The organism is Pseudobutyrivibrio sp. UC1225 (genome assembly GCF_900115215.1).
In the GTDB taxonomy this organism is placed as follows: Bacteria; Bacillota; Clostridia; order Lachnospirales; family Lachnospiraceae; genus Pseudobutyrivibrio.
In genome coordinates this window covers 64790-85042 of sequence record NZ_FOVQ01000003.1, presented here as the reverse complement: position 1 = coordinate 85042, position 20253 = coordinate 64790, and the positions used below count along the sequence as shown (strand labels likewise).

The following is a 20253-nucleotide window of genomic DNA, read 5'->3' as shown; positions in this document are numbered from 1 at the left end:
TTTATTCAATATTTTCCTTTGATTCTTTTTTAGCAGCCTTCTCTTCTTCGACCAATAAATCCTCTACATATCTAGGTAACATGAAGGCTCCCTTGTGAAGATTTGTTGTGTAGTACCAGGTCTGTAAGTTTCTTGCCTTCCAGCGCTTGGTATCCAAATCCTTCAGTGGATGATACTTCTTTGAAGCAAATCCAAACATCCAATAGCCTGATGGACATGTAGGAATGTTTGCCTGATAAACCCTGTTGATAGGGAAGCTCTTGTAGGCCTTTCGATGCATGGCTCTAAAGGCTTCCTCATCTTCATCGTAGAAAGGACTACCATGCTGATAAACCATGATTCCATCTTCCTTAAGTGCTCTATAGCAACTGCCATAAAACTCTCTTGTGAAAAGACCTTCTGCATATCCGAATGGGTCTGTTGTATCGTTGATAATCAAATCATATTTATCTCTGCATCGGCGAAGGAATCTGAGACCGTCCATATTTGTGACTGTAACTCGCTCATCATCAAATCCCTTTGCTGTCTCAGGGAAAAACTCCTTGCTGATTTCTACGAACTTTTCATCTTGCTCAACCACATCAATGTGCTCGATTTCAGGATACTGTGTGAGTACGCGGGCTACGCCGCCATCTCCTCCACCAATGATAAGCACCTGCTTTACGCAAGGATGCACTGCCATCGGCACGTGAACTACCATCTCGTTGTAGATGAATTCATCTGCCTCTGAGAAGATAATCTCACCATCTAATACAATCATCTTTCCCAGCTCCTGTGTCTCGAAAACATCGATTCGCTGGTACTCGCTCTGACCGCTGTACAACTGTTTATTTACACGGATGCTCGTCTTAACGTGCTCCGTTTCCATCTGTGAAAACCAAAAATCCATTATTTCTCCTTAATTACGCTAATAAGCTCAACCTCTGGGTCCTTAGTACCCTGAAGACTACAACCTTTTTCCTTGGCGAAATCGATATACTCAATGATTTCTTTTGTAATCCTCTCTCCAGGTGTCAAAATAGGAATACCAGGTGGATAACACATTACAAGCTCGGCGCAAATCTTGCCATCTGTGTCGTGTAATGGCAACTGCACCTTGTCAGCGTAAAAAGCCTGCTGTGGAGTCATAACGTTTTCAGGCTGAATGAACTCTCCGCAGTAAAGGTCGCTGGAGTCCTTTTCATAGAGACGCTTAATATCCTCTAAAGCTCCAACTAATCGCTCAATATCCTGAATTCTATCTCCAATGGAAATGTACGCCAAAATATTTCCGATATCACCAAACTCAATCTGAATATCATACTCATCTCTTAAAAGGTCATATACCTCAATTCCTGTAAGACCAATTCCCTGAGTATATATAGAAAGCTTAGTAACATCGAAATCGTAAACACTGTCTCCATCAATGAGCTCCTTGCCATAAGCGTAGAAGCCACCGATTTCATTAATCTCGCTACGGGCATACTCTGCCATGCGAGCTACTTTTTCAAAAGATTCCTCACCTCTTAAAGCGAGATTTCTTCTAGATAAATCCAGACTGGACAGCAGCAAATAAGATGCACTGGTAGTCTGTGTAAGATTTATAATCTGACGCACATACTCAGCATCCATATTTTCTCCGCAAAGAAGAATAGAACTTTGAGTAAGGCTTCCGCCAGATTTATGCATAGAAACAGCTGCCATATCCGCTCCTGCAGCCATTCCCGATATTGGTAAATTATCATTAAAATAAAGATGTGTTCCGTGAGCCTCGTCTGCAAGGACTTTCATTCCATGCTCATGGGCAATCTTTACTATTTCTTTCAAATTTGAACAAATGCCATAGTAGGTAGGATTATTTATAAGGATAGCTTTTGCATCTGGATTTGCATCCATTGCACGTCTAACTTCTTCTACCTCTACACCAAGGGCAATACCTATCTCTGGATTGACCTTTACTTCCACGTAAACAGGCACGGCGCCACAAAGCACCATGGCATTAATAACACTCTTATGGACATTTCTCGGAATAAGAATTTTATCTCCAGCTTTACAAACTGATAAAATCATAGTCTGAACTGAGCTGGTAGTACCATTAACCATAAGAAAGGCATGAGCCGCCCCAAAAGCATCAGCTGTAAGCTCCTCCGCCTCTTTAATAACAGAAATGGGATGTCCCAAATTATCCAGCGGCTTCATGGAATTTACATCCAATCCAACACACTGCTTTCCCAACAAATCTACAAGCTCGGGATTACCTCTTCCACGCTTGTGTCCGGGAACATCGAAGGGAACTACTCTCCTTCGTCTAAATCGCTCCAATGCCTCACAAATAGGAGCTGATTTCTGCTCGTATTTCTTCATTTACATTACCTTTTCCCTTAAGCTGTTGATGCTCTTCATCCTCGCATCCCCGCTAAAAATAAGGCGAGGGATGAAAAAGTCACCACTCGCCCATTATATATTACTTTGTCTCTAAGTGTTACTGTTTTCGACAGTTTTTTAAAGCAATTTTGACTTTAAAAATCTATCTTAATAGTTCTGCTCTCTAACCTCGAAGTAAGCCTTTGGATGCTTACATACCGGACATACCTCTGGAGCCTCTGTTCCAACAACGATATGGCCACAGTTACGGCACTCCCACATTGTAACACCGCTCTTCTTGAATACTTCCATGGCATCAACATTATGGAAAAGCTTACGATAACGATCCTCATGCTCTTTCTCGATAGCTGCTACACCTCTGAACTGGGCTGCGAGCTCAGGAAAGCCTTCCTCTTCTGCTTCCTTAGCCATTCTGTCGTACATATCTGTCCACTCAGCATTCTCACCCTCAGCTGCATGAAGAAGATTCTCAGGTGTAGTACCAACCCCACCTAATGCCTTGAACCAAAGCTTAGCATGCTCCTTCTCGTTGTCAGCTGTCTTTAAGAATAAAGCTGCAATCTGCTCATAACCTGCTTTCTTAGCTACTGAAGCGAAGTATGTATACTTATTTCTAGCCATTGACTCTCCAGCAAAAGCCTCCCAAAGATTCTTTTCTGTTTTTGTGCCTGTGTACTTATTCTCTGCCATTTTAAAATCCTCCTTTTACTGTCAAATAATTATGACCTTTCAAGTCCTATCTTACTTAATTTAATTGTGTAATGTCAATATTATGCTGCGGCAATCTCTTTTACAATTCCATTGATAGTTGTAAATAATGCCTGTGAATTCATCTTTCCAGAAACCATAAATCCAGTCCATTGTCCCTTAGTAGCATTAATACCGTTAAGGTATTTAATACCAAAGCAGTTTTTTGACATAACCCACTCTTCCAAATTCTTAGAGTAATCATCGATAAGAATAGAAGTATATTCATGATCTATGTATTTCTGCTTGGACTCTCCATATGGCACAAATATGATTTCCAAATATCCCAATCCATTATTTTTAAGCCATGCCAGCTTATCCCCAATAGAGTGATTATCCTGATAAACCGCTGAAAGAATAGAAACATCATATTCCTCTGATAATAGCTTAACTGCCGTAATCAGATTTTCTTCTGGTTCCAGACTCGCAAAATATCCCGGCTCAAAAGTCTCTTCAATTGATGCATCAACATTCCATTTAGCAATACAACCATCCATATCTATATAAAGCTTTATATTTTTATCCATAAAAGCCTCCTTTCTTCGCCCTCTGTTTTACCTCTGTTTTATCCTCTGTTTTATTCAGCTATAATTTTAAAAAAATTGGGTGCCCATAAATATGGGCACCCTCCTGGCCTGTTCAAAAAATCATATGAATTTCTTTAAAAACTGCCATTTTTTATCATCTAACGGACCATAACGTATAGGTATATCGATTTTTGTAGAGCCCCAGTAAACACTCTTTTCATGGGTAAATGTCCTGAAGCTATAAAATCCATGATAATTTCCCATACCACTGTTTCCAACTCCGCCAAAAGGCATGTGATGGTTTGCAATATGAAGGATTGTATCGTTTATGCAGCCTCCTCCAAATGGTAATTTGTTTATCAGGCTTTTCGCCAACGCTGCATCCTCGGTAAATATATACGTTGCAAGAGGATGTGGTCTATCATTTATTTGTTCCACTGCCTCATCAATATTATCGTAGTTTATCACAGGTAGGATTGGTCCAAATATCTCTTCTTCCATTGTTGGATGGGTGAAATCCGCGTCAGTTATAATAGCTGGTGATATTTTTCGAGACTGGGCATCTCCCTCACCATCAATTACCTTTCCAAGCTTACGCTCTTCCTCAATAAGCTTCATAAGCCTGTTGAAATGATGATTAGATACAATCTTTGGATAGTCTTTATTTAACAATGGCTTTCCATAAGTTCTATCTACTTCATCCTTAAGCTCAGACACCAGGGCTTCCTTCACTTTTCTATCAACTAAAATATAGTCAATAGAAATACATGTCTGTCCAGCATTCAAAAGCTTTCCCCAAATTATTCTTTTAGCTGCAAGTTTTATATTTGCTGAATCAGTCACTATACATGGACTCTTTCCACCCAGCTCCAACGAGACAGGTATCAATCTTTTCGATGCAGTTTTCATTATCTGTTTTCCTACACGTGGACTTCCCGTGAAAAAGATATATTGATAATCCTGATCTAATACTTCGTCATAATCGATTTCAGCCTTAGCGGAATAACAAAGCTCTTCTGGTAAAGACTCGTTTATAATCTCACGTATCACTCTTGCACAGTTTGGACTACTCTTTGAGCACTTTAGGACAACTGTGTTTCCTGCTGCTATTGCTCCTATTACTGGGGAAAACGCAAGAAAGACAGGATAATTCCATGGCGCCAATACGAGAACTACTCCGTATGGCTCCATATATATCCTGCTCTTTCCCGGAAATGTGCCAGAGGTTGTTTTTGCTTTCTTTGGCTTTGACCATTTTCCAAGATGTTTTCTTATGTAACCAAGCTCGCCTAAAACCTGAGCAATTTCTGCCATATAGCTTTCCGCTTTGGATTTTCCTAAATCTTCCTGAAAAGCTTCATATAAATCATCCTCGTGAGCACGAATCCCTTCTTCAAGTTTAGTCAACTTCTGCTTACGATATTCAATATCTCTGGTGCTTCCACTTCTAAAGAACTTAGTCTGTAACTGGACTATTTCTTTTATGCTTCGCTCCTTCATCTGCAAAAACCCCTCTGATTAAATTACGCATTTGCAATTAAACTTACTACTCCTACTACAAGTAATACAGGAAAAGCAATGTAAAGTAAACCACCAAAAACTAAACCCACAAGAATTAATGGAAGGAATACAATGTAAAGCAAAACTTTCATCAATCCCCATGTTGCTCTAAAAGCAAATCCAATCATCTTTCCAAATACCATAAAAAATAATACAAAGAATAAAAATGTAAACATATCTTTCACTCCTTATCTTAAAACCGTTCATCATTTCTACCTGTTCAGGTTTTTCTTTTATTGATTATATTCTAATCCCATATGTAATAATATTATATCTTTATTACAGTAAATACTCATATTCTATTTCGCTGAATAGAAAAAATAGATATAATATACCTAAATTTTTAATGTACTCACGGAGGTTTAAATGGGCAGAAAGTCAATTAGAGACGATAAGAATATATTTTTTGAAAGTAGAGAGGCGGCTGGTCTTACACGTGCACAAGCCAGTGAGCTCATTGGCACAATCAGTGAAAGCCGTCTGGAAAAATTAGAGACTGGTAAAGCGGCCATATATCCTGAAGATGTTGTTGATATGGCTAGTGCATATAAGAAACCTGAACTTTGCAATTACTATTGCACACATGAATGTCGCATTGGAAAAGAGTCTGTTCCTGAAGTAAAGGTTTCCTCTCTTTCTGAGATTGTTCTTGGAATGCTTTCAGCTCTTAACTCACTAGATAAGCAAAAGGATCGACTCATTGAGATTACCGCCGACGGTATTGTCTCAGATGATGAAATTCCAGATTTCGTTCATATCCAAAAACAGCTTGACCAAATCGACCATACTGTTGAGGCACTTAAACTGTGGGTAGCGAACACCATTAATTCCGGAAACATCAATGCTGATAGATTAAAAGAGTATTCTGAAAAATAATGGCTTGCATATATTTAAAGAGGAGCAGAAATGCTCCTCTTTTCTAGCTTTGTAAGTCTTGTTCTATATTTACAACAGCCATATCAATACTGTTGTGCAACACTTTCGCTTTTCCTGTATCATATAATCTCTAATCCATCCTCCCATACATTACAAGGCAAACATAATACTTCTACGCCTGCTTCTTTTGCTTCCTGTAAAGCTACCGCAAATTCTGGGTGGGTATCAATATTAGGTCTTACTTCTGTCACTTCCTCTACCTGAATTACAAAAGCCACCATTGCTTTGAAACCCTTATCAATCGCTTTTGCAAGTTCTCGCAGATGCTTTACTCCTCTTTCGGTAGGTGCATCTGGAAAATATCCTATGCCATCTTTTATAAGAGTGCATCCCTTAACTTCAAGAAGATATTTTTCCTCTCCTTTTTCCATATAGAAATCTATTCTGGAATCTCCGTACTTATACTCAGGCTGCACTACTGTATAGTCCTGTTTTAAAAGCCACTCTTTTACAACAGCATTTGGCGCCTGCGAATCGATATTGATTATACCTATTGGCGTGTCCACTGCCACCAAGTCATAGGGTGTCTTACGATCTGGATTACTTGCCTTCTCAAGATACACCGTTCTTCCTGGTAGCAATAATTCCTTACATCTACCGGTATTCTTTACATGTACTGTAATCTCTTTTCCTTCCAAATCTACCTGTGCTATGAACCTGTTTGGTCTGGATATGAACTTTGCTTTTACTATATTTGAGTACTTCATCATTTATTGATTTATAGCCTCTTGTAAGTGTTGTTCAACAATATTAAACATGCCATCTGGGGTGTTGTACAACAGTTCTCTCTGTTCGCTCTTTTTTGCGTATATCACGGCTCTTCCTGGTCTTTTTGACTTATGTTGTGGCACGTCAATCTTTCCTTTATGAATCATTACGTCCCACACCTGTCCATTCTTAACTGAATCGTGGAACATTTTACCAAGTCGAGCTCTGATTTGCTCAGGTGATTCTTTCCTTCCCTGGTTGCTTATCTCTTGAAATGTTGGAAGCTCCCATAAGCTAAAATATCCACTCTGTTCTGAGGCCTCCTGTTTTAAACAATCAAGTGCAACAATGTAATCAAACTCGTCATCCCCATACTGCTTCTGCAGCTGACTATAAATCATGTTGTTGACCGAAATCCCCTGTATCTCAGCCTGATGCTTTATCTTGTCATACATCTCCTGATTAATAGATAGATTAACTCTTGGCATTGTAAACTCCCCCTTTGTAAGTATTGTTCAACAGTTTTTCTGTCTTATATTTGAGTGTCGTACAACACTTCCTATCCCAGATACATTTTACTGTAAATAATCCATCCTATTACTACATGAACCATTAAAATAGCAGGCATTCCCACTACAAAATACCAGTGCTTTGTTTTATGACGGAAAAGGTGCATTCCTAAAAATGTTCCTATGCTTCCTCCAATAGCACTAATTAAGAAAAGTGTCTTCTCTGGAATCCTCCACTCATTTCTAATAGCCTTCTTCTTATCGAGCCCCATAGCTGCCAGTCCCAAGGCATTCATAATAACTAAATAATTGATAATCATGTTCATTATTCTCCCATAAAAAATACTATCTAAAATATATCATTTTTGGGTATTAAATCCTATCAATCTAACTCAGATTTTCTATAAATACAAAAAAAGAGCCAGGCTCTTTCGAACCTGACTCTGAAATGTCATATCAACTGATTACTCAGCTACGTATGGCATAAGTGCAATAATCAAAACACTGATTCTAACTTGCTTCTTTTCCGCATCACGTAGCTGTTTATCAGCAACACCTATTGTATTAAGTATTGCTTCTGTTGCAGCCTCATCATTTACTTCCGCTGTTACATTTTTTTCTGCTCTCATTAGTTCCTGTTATTTCTTCATATTTCTTTTTTTATCTGTCATTCTATTTAAATGTTTTCTTAATCAATATTCTAGAAATATCTCATCTTTATGTTTTAAAAATTCTAGAATGATATTATATTTCCATGCTAAAAATCCCTATTTCAAGGGCTTTTTCCCATTTAAAATTCTAGAATGACTTTCTAGAACATCTTTAGAAACTCTAGAATTGATTTCTAATTTTCTATTTCTGTATCATCGTTTAAGGCTTTTTCTACTAGTTTCCTCAACTCATTTTCATCTGGTAAATACAATTCATACTTCGATACGAACAAATTTGTATCCATACCATAAGTAGCATATTTAACCATCAATTCATCTTTTTCTCGCGCTAATATTAATCCAACTGGAGGTTTATCATCCGGCTCGTTTACTTCTTCAGCAAAATATCCCATATACATGTTCATTTGACCAATATCTTTATGCTCAACTTCATCAATCTTCAAATCTACCAAGAAAAAGCATTTTAATATTCTGTGATAAAAAACCAAATCACATTTAAATGTTTTATTATTAATTCTCATTGGATATTGTTCACCTACAAAAGTAAAACCTTTGCCCAATTCCAAGAAGAAAAATCCCAGCTGCTTCATCAGCCTTGCTTCTAATTCCGTTTCATCTATTACTATATTTGATGGCAAGTTCATAAAGTCTAATGTATAAACATCCTTTACGACATCCTCAGGTTTTTCTATAACTATTCCTTCCCTGGCAAGCTTTATAATTTCATTTTTATCTTTATTAGCGGCTAGTCTTAAAAATAAAGCACTCTTCTTTTGTCTATTTAATGATGTAACATCCCACTTTTCATCAATGCATTGACGCTGATAAAATTCTCTCTCAACGGGATTCTCGATTCTCATCAATATACAAACATGTGACCAAGTCAAAGATAATAATTCTTCATAACCATCTTTATAAACCTGATAAAATTGTCTCATGTTATATAAGTTCGGTACACTATAGCCTTTACCATATCTAAGTGTAAGGTCTTTTGATAATCGCTTAAATAGTTGTTGCCCATATATAGCATGTGGCTTTCCATCTTGCTCATATTCAACAATATACTGACCCATATCCCAATATGTTCCCAGCATACTTTTTATTAAAGCTCTTGCCACTTCTTGTTTACCTTGATCAATTCTTTGACCAATTTTATCTAATAGCACGCTATATTCTTTATCTTCATTTGGAATTATCTCTGCCATCGGTTCCTCCAACTCATTTGGTTTTATATCTTTAGTTTATGTTAAAAATCATACTACAGTGCTTTTGAAAAATCCAAGAATTAATTATTGGTAAAAAATATTTGTCGCGTGGCAAGCAATGATTTGGTCGGACAAATCACCTATCGGCCCTACAACACATTTTCCAAATGTGAGTTTTCTCGCTTTCGCTCGTTCTCAGTTCTTCTCTTTTCATCCATATAGAGCATTTCCAGATTTTTTCGTGCTACGTAATAATCATATATGTCTTTTCTCAGTTTCTTATATTCACGATACTCAGATTTCTTTATTTCAAGAATGGTTCCATATTCTTCACGCAGATTCTTTAGATTAAATAAATCTTTGTTACCCACTTCTTTGTATATTTCTCTCGCAGCTTCAAATCTAATAATCTCTGCTTCATGTTCTGAATAGTACTTTTTACTGTAGCCACTTGCCTTGTAAGCATCAAAGCAATTCTTATTCTTGGAGTAATTGATAATTGCATTCTGCATCTTTTTATTTTTCTCAAGCCGAGCTTCATGCTCCTTCATTGAATTTCTTAATTTATCAATCTGTTCTGTTCGTTCATCTGTTATTTTACAAAGTTCTTCATAAGATGAAATTTCTCTTTCTTGAAGAAATAAAATGGTCTTTGCCATTTGTTTTGCCCTTATTCAAATGCAATGGAATTAATCTAGTAGTTGCCACAGTCTCCCCCTCTTTTCCTTATATTCCTGCAACCATATCATGATTCACTTGCGACTGATAATAGCTTTTTATTGTTGTTGGAGCATTAAACAAACTAGCCAACATATATTTTTTAATATTCCTTACTTTTGTGCTGTTTTTTGACATGCATTCAACAACATACTGAACATGAAACATATTTAGCTTTTGTAGTTTTCTTTTTACTAATTCAATTGGATATCTGCAACTTGCTATAACGATGGTTTTGTCATTCCTAGACATAGTTTCAACCACCAATTCATAGATTCCCTCGTACAACTCACTATCCTCAGGATCATCATTTATCAATGCGTCTATTCCTAACTGATTGCGTATTGTATTTTCCATATCCATCGTATCTACATCGATATGATTAGATTTAATAACTCCATTAGTATTATTCTCTTTAGTATTATTAGGGTTTGCTTCCGATACTTCTTGAGGTTTGTGTTCTAAACTTTTAGAAGTTTGTTTTTCAAACTCCTTGGAAAATTCTTTATCTTCCTCAATTACAAAGCTCTTTACATGAATCATCGCTGGCTTACCTTGACCTTGCTGTTTCTTCTCAATCAACCCAATTCCAGATTCATTATCTAATTCCTTAAAGAGCTTGATTGCCTTATTTCTCCCAATATTTAATTGTTCCATTACATCCACTACTGAAAAATAAATATAAACACGATTATTTTTATCAAACCAGTGGTTTTTCGCTGATAATGCCATTCTATCTAGCATTAATCCATAAAGTAACTTTGCATCATTACTCAGATTCTTAAAACGTGGATTCGTTATTAATTCCTTTGGAATTCTATAAAATGTAAATAACTCTGATTCATTTCCATAAAAATACTTGAACTGAATATCGCTCATATCCGCTATCTCCCTCCTGTAGTCTGCTGGTATAACTGCGACAAAGGTTTAGTAGAATCTTTAAATGACAAATAAAAAAGACACCATTCGGATTTGAATCCAAATAGTGTCTTATTTGTTCAAGTATTTCTCCTGACCTAAGTATTATTACGTATCATTCTGTATTTTACCAAATGATTTTGGAGTCAATTTGGTGTCAAAACTGAATCAAAATCGTTCTAATACTCATAATATCAAGATTTACTCAGCTACGTATGGCATAAGTGCAACGTGACGTGCACGCTTGATAGCTACTGTAAGAGCTCTCTGGTGCTTTGCACATGTGCCTGTGATACGACGTGGAAGAATCTTTCCACGCTCAGAAATATACTTCTTAAGCTTTGCTGTATCCTTGTAGTCGATAACGTTATCCTTACCACAGAAAACACAGACTTTCTTTCTTCTATGCATTGGTCTTCTTCTCTGCTGACCATCGCCTGTCTTATTAAAAGCCATGATTTAACCTCCTATTGATGTTAGCCAAGGCTTTCGTTACCTTGACTTAGTTGAACGGTAATTCCTCGTCAATTCCATCAGGGATATTCATGAAGCCGTCGCCTGCGTCTGAGCTTGGTGCGAAATTGCTGCCACCGTCGAAGCTGCTTCCGCCACCCTGAGAGTTTTTGCTCTCTGCGAACTCAACATTCTCGCAAACTACATCGGTAGTGTAAACCTTCTGTCCTTCCTTGTTTGTGTAAGAACCAGTCTGAATACGACCTTCTACAACAAACTTTGTGCCCTTACGAGCATACTTCTCAAGGAACTCTGCTGTCTTTCCGAAAGCAACGCAGTTAATAAAATCTGCTGTCTGCTCATCGCCGTCTCTCTTAAATCTACGATCAACTGCAAGAGAGAATCTTGCAACAGCGCTGTTGTTTGCTCCACCGTAACGAACTTCTGGGTCTCTTGTGAGACGTCCCATAAGAATAACTTTATTCATAATTAATCTCCTTGTCTTATACTATTAAGCCTCGTCAGCTCTAACGCATAAGAATCGAAGTACGTTGTCCATGATGCGAATATTCTCTTCGATCTGTGCAGGTACGCCTGCCTCAGCATCAAAGTGGATGAAGTAATAGTAACCTTCATTCATCTTCTGAATTTCGTAAGCAAGTCTCTTCTTGCCCCAATCATCGACGTCTGAGATCTGTCCACCAAAGCGAGTGATGTACTCCTTTGCCTTTTCAACTGTGGCAGTTCTTGCATCGTCTTCGATCTTCGCATTAACAACGAGTGCTAATTCATACTTGTTCATGCTTTTCTACCTCCTTTTGGTCTATAGGCCAAGCTACAATGCATAGCTTAGCAAGGATATAATATCTTATACCACGAAATGAGATTTTAACATGTAAGAAGGTATTTTTCAAGGCTTTTCACATTTTTATTTGTATTTTTACGTATTTATAAGGTAATCCCTTGTAACTTGGCAAGTTCTGTGAAAACCTCGCCTATTCTGTCCTTTATAATCAGGGTGTTTTCTGACTCTCTAAATGCCAGCTCACTCTGGTTGATTATTACAATGTACTTTCCATTGAAGTAGTTTACAAAGGATGCTGCCGGATAAACCGTTAATGATGTTCCTCCAATAATCATCATATCTGCAGAGCCAATGGCTCTCACTGCCCCATTTACCTGGTCCTCTGGAAGTCCTTCTTCATATAATGTAATGTCTGCACGTACTACACCTCCACAGTAATCACAGGTTGGTATAGGCTCTTCAGAATCAAAAATATAATCCACTGGATAAGTGGTTCCACACTTCATACAATAATTTCTCAGTGCGCTGCCATGAATCTCATAAACAGCTTTGCTTCCGGCTTTCTGATGAAGTCCATCAATGTTCTGTGTAACAATACCGTTAAGCTTGCCCATCTGCTCCAGCTTTGCAAGATATTTGTGTGCATTGTTTGGCTCGATATTTCTTGTGTCCATCTTCTGTCTATGGAACTCAAAATATACCTTTGGCTCATGAATCAGACAGCTATGACTCAAAAGATATTCAGGCTGATACTTATCAAATCTTACATCGTGCTGATTATACAGACCGTCTTTACTACGGAAATCTGGAATACCGCTTTCTGTACTAACCCCTGCGCCTCCAAAGAAAACGATTCTTGAACTATCATCAATCATTTCTTTGAGTCTTTGGATATTATCCATGTTTACCAATACAATTCCCCCTCTCCATATTAATATTCAACTGCCCTAGAATGGCAGATAATAAACTATTACAGCACAAATTATTCCTATAACTCCGCCAGCTAATAATTCTGGCATGGTATGACCCATTTTTTCTTTAAACCTCTTGATATCAAGTGGCTGCTTTCCTTCTTCTTCGCGCTCATCATTGAGGTTGTTTAAGGCCTTTCCCTGTCTCTGTGTCTCAAAGCGAACTCCTCTGGCATCATATAAGGTTATAAATCCAAAGAAGAAAGCTAACGCAAATTCAAAAGAACCTGTGCCTATACATGCACCTGTAATTCCTACTAATGCAACTACTGTTGCTGCATGTGAACTTGGCATTCCACCACTTTCAACAAGGCGTTCCCTATTGAAACCGCAAATATAGCAGTCAATGATGATTTTCAGTGCCTGTGCAATAAGCCAGGCTGCTGCTGGTGCGATAAAGATTTTATTTAAGAATAAATCAGTCAAAATATACATTTCAATCTCCCTTGCTAATCAAGCAATGCATTGTAAATGTCTCGTTTACTAACTCCTCTATCTTTGGCAACGGCCTTCATGGCTTCTTTCTTATCCATTCCCTGGTTCAGATACATATCCATATGTTCCTGAATAGTCATCTCCTCGAATGCAGCTCTTGCCTCTTCAATCACTTCTGTCTTAGACTTTCCAGCAATTACTAATACATACTCACCTCTTGGATCCTTAGTCTCGTAAGACTTAAGCGCTCCTCCAAGTGTGGTCTTTTCCTTTTCCTCGTGCTTTTTTGTGAGCTCTCGGCAAAGAGTAATGCCTCTGTCTTCACCAAGTGTTTCTGTCAGCTCCTTTAAAGTGGCTATCAGATGATGTGGTGCCTCATATATGATTATAGTTCTTGTTTCACTTTTTAATTCTTCTAATATTCTACGGCGCTCCTTCTTATCTTTTGGAAGGAATGCCTCAAATGCAAATCTTCTGCACGCCTGCCCTGACATTGTCACAGCTGTGATACATGCGGCAGGACCTGGTACTGATGTAACTTCGATGCCTTCCTCGTAACACATTGCTACAAGCTCCTCGCCTGGATCTGAAATACCAGGTGTTCCAGCGTCTGTTACAACTGCAATATTCTGCCCCTCCTTCAACTTTGCTATCAATGTGTGGGCTTTTTCCACCTTGTTGAACTCGTGATAACTTGTCATTGGAGTATCTATCTCAAAATGGTTTAACAACTTTATTGAATTTCTGGTATCCTCTGCTGCAATTAGATCTGCTTCCTTGAGAATTCTCACTGCACGAAAAGTCATATCCTCAAGATTTCCGATTGGTGTTGCAACAAGGTAAAGTGTTCCGCTCATTTATTTCTCCATTATCATTCCATAAATATCATATATTTCTTTAGTGTACTGGCCTGGTGCATCGTACACAATAAGTGGTGACTCCACTGTAAGCTGTGGACCGCCTCCTTTAACGCCTTCGATGAGAACCATATTGGGTTCCTTATCTACAAACGGATATACGAGTCTCATCCTCTTTGGCTCCAGCTTGTACTGACGCATCAACGTGATGATTTCCACAAGTCTAAATGGTCGATGAACAAAATAACATCTTCCCATTTGCTTAAGAACTGCAGAGGTCTGGCTGATTACGTCCTCCAGTGAGCATAATAGTTCGTGTCTTGCAATAGCTTTGGCGTCATTTGGATTTTTTAAGCCATGGTGATTTGTCATATAAGGAGGATTGCTTGTCACAACGTTCATAGTGCTCTTTCCAAAAATGTTAGAAGCCTCCTTAATGTCACCCTCAATTATATCTATTTTATCACTTAATCCGTTCAATAAAACGGAACGATTTGCCATTTCGGCACTTTCTGGCTGGATTTCCAGACCAGTGAAATGCTCACCATCGGTCTTTGCCTCTAAAAGAATAGGAAGAATTCCAGTGCCTGTACCAAGGTCCAAAGCTTTTTCGCCTTCTTTAACTTTTGCAAACGATGATAGCAAGACAGCATCCATGCCAAAACAGAATTTGTCAGGATGCTGAATGATTTTATATCCGTTTATTTGAAGATCATCTACTCGCTCATCGTCGCGAACAAGATTTTCCATTAATTCTTATCCTCCAAGTCGGCAAGCTCCTTGGCCTCTTCCTTAGATACCTGTACCTTGCGCTTTCTAGGCTTGAACTTAAGCTGGTCTGTAGGATAATCCTTTACCTCCTTAAGATCTCCATCCTCGAAAAGTACACGGACTGTCTGGCGAAGAACGTTTACTGACTGAACTGTACCCTTGAAACCATCAGGTGTTGTGACTGTATCATTAATGCCAGGAAGACGACTGTTAAGGTACTCATAAGTCTCCTGCTCATTCTTAAGGCAGCACATAAGTCTTCCGCAAAGTCCTGAAATCTTTGTAGGATTAAGAGAAAGATTCTGCTCCTTTGCCATCTTAATTGAAACTGGTACGAAATCTGCAAGATAGCTCTTACAGCAAAGCTCTCTTCCGCAGATACCAATTCCACCCATAAGCTTTGTCTCATCTCTGACACCAATCTGTCTGAGCTCGATGCGTGTGTGGAATACTGCAGCAAGATCCTTTACAAGCTCACGGAAATCAATACGTCCATCAGCTGTGAAATAGAAAATAAGCTTATTATTGTCGAAGGTATACTCAGCACCAACAAGCTTCATCTCAAGCTCACGCTTTGCGATTTTCTCCTCGCAAATCTTAAGTGCTTCCTTTTCCTTCTCGATATTCTTAACTGCTTTTTTCTTGTCTTCCTCTGTGGCCTTTCTCATTATTTTCTTGATTGGGCCTGGAACCTCGTCATCTGAAATCTCCTTGTCTACTAAAAGGACTGTTCCGATTTCAACGCCACGAACTGTCTCTACAATAACCTGATCCTCTCTCTTGAGCTCTACTCCGTCTGGATCAAAGTAATATACTTTTCCGCCGCCTCTAAAGCGTACGCCGATAACCTTTATCATTTACTGTTCTCCTTGATTGATTCTATAAGAAGCGTAATGGTCAATTCGAAATTGACATTAGCATTTAGTCTGGCTCTTGCTTCTGCTATCGCATCAACAATATTGTTTAAGCCATAGTATGAGCAGCGCTGTGCCTGCTCCTGTATATCATATGAATTCTCCTTAAAAAGCAGGAGATTATCATTCAATGTCGCTTTATATAATAGCACATCTCTATACCAAAGGGTGATTAAATCTAGCATTTGTTCTACAAAGCCCTGAAATTTTTTCTCATCATCACCAGCTTTTTTATCGCTGTCATTGGCTTCTTTGATGGCTTTTACCTCATCTGATATCTGGTTTTCTTCCATTCTTGCTGCTCTTTTACAGAGGGAAACTACCTGGTCTTTAACCTCGTTAAAGCTGGAGTCTGTTGCCAGGGCTATAGCCTTTCCAACATTTCCCTGAGCAAAGGTAGCCACCATTTCAGACTGGTAATCTACAATCTCATATTTTGATTGTAATATCCTTTTTATACTTTCTGTATCAATGGATTTCATCTGAATCAGCACGCATCTTGATAGAATGGTCTGAAGAAATGCATTGTGATTTGCTGTCAGCAGAATAATAATTGCATACTCAGGTGGCTCCTCGATTGTTTTAAGAATCGCATTTTGCGCCTGAGGATTCATTCTCTCTGCTTCTTCAACAATATAGATTTTATATTTGTTACTGTAAGGCTTGATGTCTACATCATTAACAATCTGCGCTCTTACCGTATCTACGCTTATATTTGCTTTGCCCTCTTCTCTGTGGACATAGATAATATCTGGATTGTTATGGCTGATGGCCTGTTTGCAGGAATGACACTCTCCACAGGCATCATCTGCAGGATTCTCACATTGAAGCATTGTCGCAAATGCTTCTGCAAGCATCATCTTGCCTGAGCCCTTTTCTCCACTGAAAATATAGGCGTGGCTATGATTTCCTGTTTTAACTGCATTTTTAAGGAGGCTCTTAGCATCCTCCTGACCTATAATTTCACTGAAACTCATTAATAGTTATTCTCCCAATTTATCGCTAATTCTTAGGTGATGATATCTAGAAGAAGTCCTCTAATTTCATCTACTCTGTTTAAAATATCTAGGTGATCTTTTTCATCCTGAACAAGGGCTGTCGCTAGCTCATCCATCTTTTCATCCACCAGCTTTATCATTCCATAAACTCTGTGACGACCGCGGCGATCAAGGAAATTTTCTCTGGAAAACTTATGAGAGCGATTTACAACCTCGTTAAGAAAATCCTTTACCAATCCCCTGTAACGCTTCATATCTCTGATATCCATATGCTCAGACAATAGTTTTCCCTGAGTGGCTATATCATTCATGAGATTTGTCAGCTTCTCCTGAAGCTCAGCATCATCAATGGCTGAAGCTAGAGTGAACTTAAATGTGTCATCCACTGGGGCTGTTGATTTGGCTGATTCTGTTTGTTGCACCTGACTTACATCGCTTACTCTAATATCCATAAAAACACCTACCTGTTTATGAATGCTGCTATGTTATCGCTGGTAATTGCGCTGTCCTCGTTATTATTAAATCTATTTGTGATGCCAGCCTTTGAAAGATTTTCTTCTGAAAAATCCTGCTGGTCAGCAAGGAAACGTCTGCACATCTCCTCATACTTTGGATGCTCCTGAATGCGCTCGCGCTCAAGGGCTCGGCTAAGTCTTACTCCATCATCTACTTCTATATATATCGGCAATACCTTGTCTTCTCCGTAGTAATCACGGATTTTCATAAAGCTTTCCACTGTGCCAATCATAAGATAATCTTCATTATCCAAATCTACATTTCCATCATCTACCGTAAAATAAAACCATGGACCATGAACTGTATCGTATTTTCGAATTTCGATGACTTTGCCGTCTGCTACAAGCTTGTCCTTTTCTTCAAGGGTAACAAAGTTATATTCCTCCCCTGGCTTTTCATGGCTTCGCTGAGGTCTTGTTGTATACGAAACAATTCGTCTTACATTTATATCTTTTCTCTGGAGCAAAATTTTAAATATTGTGTCTTTTCCTGTTGAGCTCTTGCCCATTATGCAAAATATCTTACCCATACTGTCCTCTTGTCTTTTTATATATAAAGTATAATTTAACCCAATCTAATTGACAACGGCGATAGCTTCTCTTTCAATATCCATGCCTGTTACATGAAGTCCTTTTACCTTTGCCTCGACTATTACCTTTATAGCTTCTTCGCTAATTTCTTCTCCTGGCACTATAACTGGTGCACCAGGTGGATAAAGACAAACCATTGCAGCCGAAATTTTTCCCAAAGCTTTGCTCAAGGATATTATGTCTTCACGTCCGGCTTTTGCCTGATAAGTCTCCATTACTTTCTTATATTTTATATTAAGATCTGGGACTTCGATGTATCCATCGGTTAAAGTCGCATCAATTTCCTTTAAAGCATTTTTCAATCTTTCAAAGCCTTCTTTTGTGTCCATAATACTTGTCATTGCAAGTACATATGAAAAACTTGAAAGCTCCGTCTCCAGCTCATACTTTTCTCTAAGAATCTTAGCAAGCTCCACACCAGTTATATTTGTATTTTTTGTTGATATAATAAGCTTTCCTGGGTCTTTTTTGTCAGTCTCACCGCATATTAACTGAAGATGCTTTAGTTCTCCACTGATGCTGTAAAAATCATGAAGGTTATCCACATAATCCCTGAACAAATCCCCACTGTTTTCCAATATATCCAGACACTGACTTATTGAATTCATAAGCACATATGAGGGTGAACTTGTTTCAAATATATCCAATGCTTCTGAAACCCTGTTTAAATCAACTTGACTTCCAGAAACATGCATAGCTGCTGTCTGAGTAAGAGCTGGTAAAGTTTTATGCAGACTCTGAATCGTGATATCAGCGTCTTCTACTGACGAACCTTTAAACTCAGGATGAAATCCTAAATGTGCTCCATGAGCCTGATCCACAATCAAGATTATTCCTTTATCATGACAATACTTTGCTATCTCTTTTATTGGAGCATGAAATCCTTCGTAGGTTGGACTAGTAATTACAACGGCCTTAGGACAATCCTTATTCTTCTCTACGGCTGTTTTAATCTGTTCTAATGTAACTGCGTTGAATATTCCGTCATCAGTAATATCTGGCTCTACATAACTACATTTTAAATGTCTAAGCATTACTGCGTTATATACGCTTTTGTGGGAATTCCTCTGAATTATGATACTATCTCCTTCATTACAGCATGCATAAACACTGGACAGGTTTCCTACCGTTGAACCACCTACAAGAATTCTGCTCTCATCTGCTCCAAAAAGCTTTGCCATTCGTCCTTGTTCTTCGGCAATTACACCACTTGCATCATGCAAATCATCAACACCTTCAACCTCTGTCATGTCAATTTTACTGACACCCTCCAGCTGTCTTTTATGACCTGGCATGTGAAACGGATACATATTTGATTTTGAATAGGCTTCTAATGTTTTATTTAAACTCATAATTCTCTTTGTAACTTTAATTTTCCTTTGAAAATCTATATTATATATATTAAAGTTATATCCTACTTTTACATAATTAGTATGACAGCGGAGGACAACATGAACAGAACTTTAGTTATTCTTTGTGGTGGCGATAGCTCCCGCATGGGTACAAAAAAAGCTCTTTTACCATTTGAGGATAAGACTATGGTTGAATATATCTACGATAAATTCAGCCCTTTTTTCGATAAAGTTTATCTTTCTGTAAATGAAAGAGGCGACCTGTCTCATCTAGGTCTTGATGCTCAGGAGATTCCTGATATTTCAAGAAATGCTGGCCCTTATGGTGCTATCCTTTCATGCCTTACCATGCTTTCAGGTGACAGGGCATTTTTCATGTCTGTTGATACACCTTTCATGGATCCTCGTATTGCTGTTTATCTTTATGAACAGTCTTACAACTACGATATAACTACTTTTAAGTTTTCCGATAATAATCTTGATACTATTTGTGGTGTATTTAATAAACGCTGCATTGGTACTCTTTTTAAAAGCTTTTACTTTAATAAGTCTACAATGAGCTATATTCAGGATCGATGCTATACTAATCTTATTAACCTTGAGGAGATAGCTAATCTTTCTCCTGTTTCAACTGAGCAACAGTTTTTCAAGGTTAACGACAGACAGTCATATTACTATGCTGTTTTCTCAATTTTGAAGCATAACTTTGTCTGTTAAAAACCATATAAA

General features: G+C 38.1%; 27 protein-coding genes. 2 read left to right on the top strand and 25 right to left on the bottom strand.

Features of this window, described 5'->3' with window-relative positions:
* Position 1: 1 nt before the first annotated feature.
* From speE to BMZ41_RS05415, 6 genes are all read right to left on the bottom strand, one after another.
* On the bottom strand, positions 2-889 hold the full coding sequence (gene speE, locus BMZ41_RS05440) for a polyamine aminopropyltransferase (RefSeq protein WP_090527507.1): 888 nt from the start codon (positions 887-889) through the stop codon (positions 2-4).
* Entirely contained in the window at positions 889-2343 is a 1455-nt protein-coding gene (locus BMZ41_RS05435; RefSeq protein WP_090167274.1) for an aminotransferase class I/II-fold pyridoxal phosphate-dependent enzyme, read from the bottom strand. The genes speE and BMZ41_RS05435 overlap by 1 nt, the downstream gene beginning before the upstream one ends.
* Positions 2344-2511: 168 nt before the next feature.
* A complete protein-coding gene (gene rbr, locus BMZ41_RS05430; RefSeq protein ID WP_090167272.1) occupies positions 2512-3054 on the bottom strand; it encodes a rubrerythrin in 543 nt (180 codons plus the stop codon).
* A gap of 80 nt (positions 3055-3134) precedes the next feature.
* Positions 3135-3638 carry a 5' nucleotidase, NT5C type gene (locus BMZ41_RS05425; RefSeq protein ID WP_090527505.1) on the bottom strand — a complete coding sequence of 168 codons (504 nt, stop codon included), beginning with the start codon at positions 3636-3638 and terminating at the stop codon, positions 3135-3137.
* Between the two features lie 120 nt (positions 3639-3758).
* The gene (locus tag BMZ41_RS05420) at positions 3759-5138 is read right to left on the bottom strand and encodes an aldehyde dehydrogenase (RefSeq protein ID WP_090527503.1); all 1380 of its coding nucleotides are present in this window, start codon (positions 5136-5138) and stop codon (positions 3759-3761) included.
* A gap of 23 nt (positions 5139-5161) precedes the next feature.
* The gene (locus BMZ41_RS05415) at positions 5162-5374 is read right to left on the bottom strand and encodes a hypothetical protein (protein ID WP_090527500.1); all 213 of its coding nucleotides are present in this window, start codon (positions 5372-5374) and stop codon (positions 5162-5164) included.
* Between the two features lie 190 nt (positions 5375-5564).
* Here BMZ41_RS05415 and BMZ41_RS05410 point away from each other — a divergent pair, with 190 nt between their 5' ends.
* Entirely contained in the window at positions 5565-6074 is a 510-nt protein-coding gene (locus tag BMZ41_RS05410; RefSeq protein WP_090167264.1) for a helix-turn-helix domain-containing protein, read from the top strand.
* A gap of 119 nt (positions 6075-6193) precedes the next feature.
* Here the strand turns inward: BMZ41_RS05410 and sfsA are convergent, their stop codons facing one another.
* The 19 genes from sfsA to BMZ41_RS05320 all read right to left on the bottom strand — a co-directional run bounded on the left by sfsA (position 6194) and on the right by BMZ41_RS05320 (position 19524).
* Entirely contained in the window at positions 6194-6844 is a 651-nt protein-coding gene (gene sfsA / locus BMZ41_RS05405; RefSeq protein WP_330386131.1) for a DNA/RNA nuclease SfsA, read from the bottom strand.
* Positions 6845-7330: a hypothetical protein gene (locus BMZ41_RS05400; protein WP_090527497.1), complete on the bottom strand. Its 486-nt coding sequence runs from the start codon at positions 7328-7330 to the stop codon at positions 6845-6847.
* A 71-nt stretch (positions 7331-7401) separates the two neighbouring features.
* A complete protein-coding gene (locus BMZ41_RS05395; RefSeq protein WP_242870627.1) occupies positions 7402-7671 on the bottom strand; it encodes a DUF1294 domain-containing protein in 270 nt (89 codons plus the stop codon).
* A gap of 144 nt (positions 7672-7815) precedes the next feature.
* The gene (locus tag BMZ41_RS15565) at positions 7816-7980 is read right to left on the bottom strand and encodes a hypothetical protein (RefSeq protein WP_176754469.1); all 165 of its coding nucleotides are present in this window, start codon (positions 7978-7980) and stop codon (positions 7816-7818) included.
* Positions 7981-8195: 215 nt separating this feature from the next.
* Entirely contained in the window at positions 8196-9227 is a 1032-nt protein-coding gene (locus BMZ41_RS05390) for a PDDEXK nuclease domain-containing protein (protein WP_090527494.1), read from the bottom strand.
* 149 nt (positions 9228-9376) lie between these two features.
* A complete protein-coding gene (locus BMZ41_RS05385) occupies positions 9377-9886 on the bottom strand; it encodes a hypothetical protein (RefSeq protein ID WP_090527491.1) in 510 nt (169 codons plus the stop codon).
* 67 nt (positions 9887-9953) lie between these two features.
* Positions 9954-10823 (bottom strand): DUF6017 domain-containing protein, encoded by an 870-nt coding sequence (locus tag BMZ41_RS05380; RefSeq protein WP_090527488.1) that lies wholly within the window; start codon positions 10821-10823, stop codon positions 9954-9956.
* A 240-nt stretch (positions 10824-11063) separates the two neighbouring features.
* Positions 11064-11318, bottom strand: a complete 255-nt coding sequence (rpsR, locus tag BMZ41_RS05375) for a 30S ribosomal protein S18 (protein ID WP_015550621.1) — start codon at positions 11316-11318, stop codon at positions 11064-11066.
* Positions 11319-11364: 46 nt separating this feature from the next.
* Positions 11365-11802, bottom strand: coding sequence for a single-stranded DNA-binding protein (locus BMZ41_RS05370; RefSeq protein ID WP_090167254.1), 438 nt, complete (start codon positions 11800-11802; stop codon positions 11365-11367).
* Positions 11803-11826: 24 nt separating this feature from the next.
* Positions 11827-12117, bottom strand: coding sequence for a 30S ribosomal protein S6 (gene rpsF / locus BMZ41_RS05365; protein WP_028247183.1), 291 nt, complete (start codon positions 12115-12117; stop codon positions 11827-11829).
* A 146-nt stretch (positions 12118-12263) separates the two neighbouring features.
* The gene (locus BMZ41_RS05360; RefSeq protein ID WP_090167488.1) at positions 12264-13022 is read right to left on the bottom strand and encodes an NAD-dependent protein deacylase; all 759 of its coding nucleotides are present in this window, start codon (positions 13020-13022) and stop codon (positions 12264-12266) included.
* A 45-nt stretch (positions 13023-13067) separates the two neighbouring features.
* Positions 13068-13526 carry a divergent PAP2 family protein gene (locus tag BMZ41_RS05355; protein WP_090167252.1) on the bottom strand — a complete coding sequence of 153 codons (459 nt, stop codon included), beginning with the start codon at positions 13524-13526 and terminating at the stop codon, positions 13068-13070.
* A 14-nt stretch (positions 13527-13540) separates the two neighbouring features.
* Positions 13541-14383 (bottom strand): 16S rRNA (cytidine(1402)-2'-O)-methyltransferase, encoded by an 843-nt coding sequence (gene rsmI / locus BMZ41_RS05350; protein WP_090527485.1) that lies wholly within the window; start codon positions 14381-14383, stop codon positions 13541-13543.
* Positions 14384-15133, bottom strand: coding sequence for a tRNA1(Val) (adenine(37)-N6)-methyltransferase (locus tag BMZ41_RS05345; RefSeq protein WP_090527482.1), 750 nt, complete (start codon positions 15131-15133; stop codon positions 14384-14386).
* On the bottom strand, positions 15133-16011 hold the full coding sequence (locus BMZ41_RS05340; RefSeq protein WP_028247178.1) for a PSP1 domain-containing protein: 879 nt from the start codon (positions 16009-16011) through the stop codon (positions 15133-15135). The genes BMZ41_RS05345 and BMZ41_RS05340 overlap by 1 nt, the downstream gene beginning before the upstream one ends.
* Positions 16008-17045: a DNA polymerase III subunit gene (locus BMZ41_RS05335; RefSeq protein WP_090527480.1), complete on the bottom strand. Its 1038-nt coding sequence runs from the start codon at positions 17043-17045 to the stop codon at positions 16008-16010. Before BMZ41_RS05335 ends, BMZ41_RS05340 begins: the two co-directional genes overlap by 4 nt.
* A gap of 32 nt (positions 17046-17077) precedes the next feature.
* A complete protein-coding gene (locus BMZ41_RS05330; RefSeq protein ID WP_090527477.1) occupies positions 17078-17518 on the bottom strand; it encodes a YaaR family protein in 441 nt (146 codons plus the stop codon).
* An 8-nt stretch (positions 17519-17526) separates the two neighbouring features.
* Positions 17527-18111 carry a nucleoside/nucleotide kinase family protein gene (locus BMZ41_RS05325; RefSeq protein WP_090167243.1) on the bottom strand — a complete coding sequence of 195 codons (585 nt, stop codon included), beginning with the start codon at positions 18109-18111 and terminating at the stop codon, positions 17527-17529.
* A 45-nt stretch (positions 18112-18156) separates the two neighbouring features.
* Complete coding sequence (locus tag BMZ41_RS05320; RefSeq protein ID WP_090527474.1) at positions 18157-19524, bottom strand: aminotransferase class I/II-fold pyridoxal phosphate-dependent enzyme; 1368 nt, start codon at positions 19522-19524, stop codon at positions 18157-18159.
* Between the two features lie 99 nt (positions 19525-19623).
* Between BMZ41_RS05320 and mobA the strand changes: the two genes are divergently transcribed.
* Complete coding sequence (gene mobA, locus BMZ41_RS05315) at positions 19624-20241, top strand: molybdenum cofactor guanylyltransferase (RefSeq protein ID WP_090167239.1); 618 nt, start codon at positions 19624-19626, stop codon at positions 20239-20241.
* Positions 20242-20253: the final 12 nt, after the last annotated feature.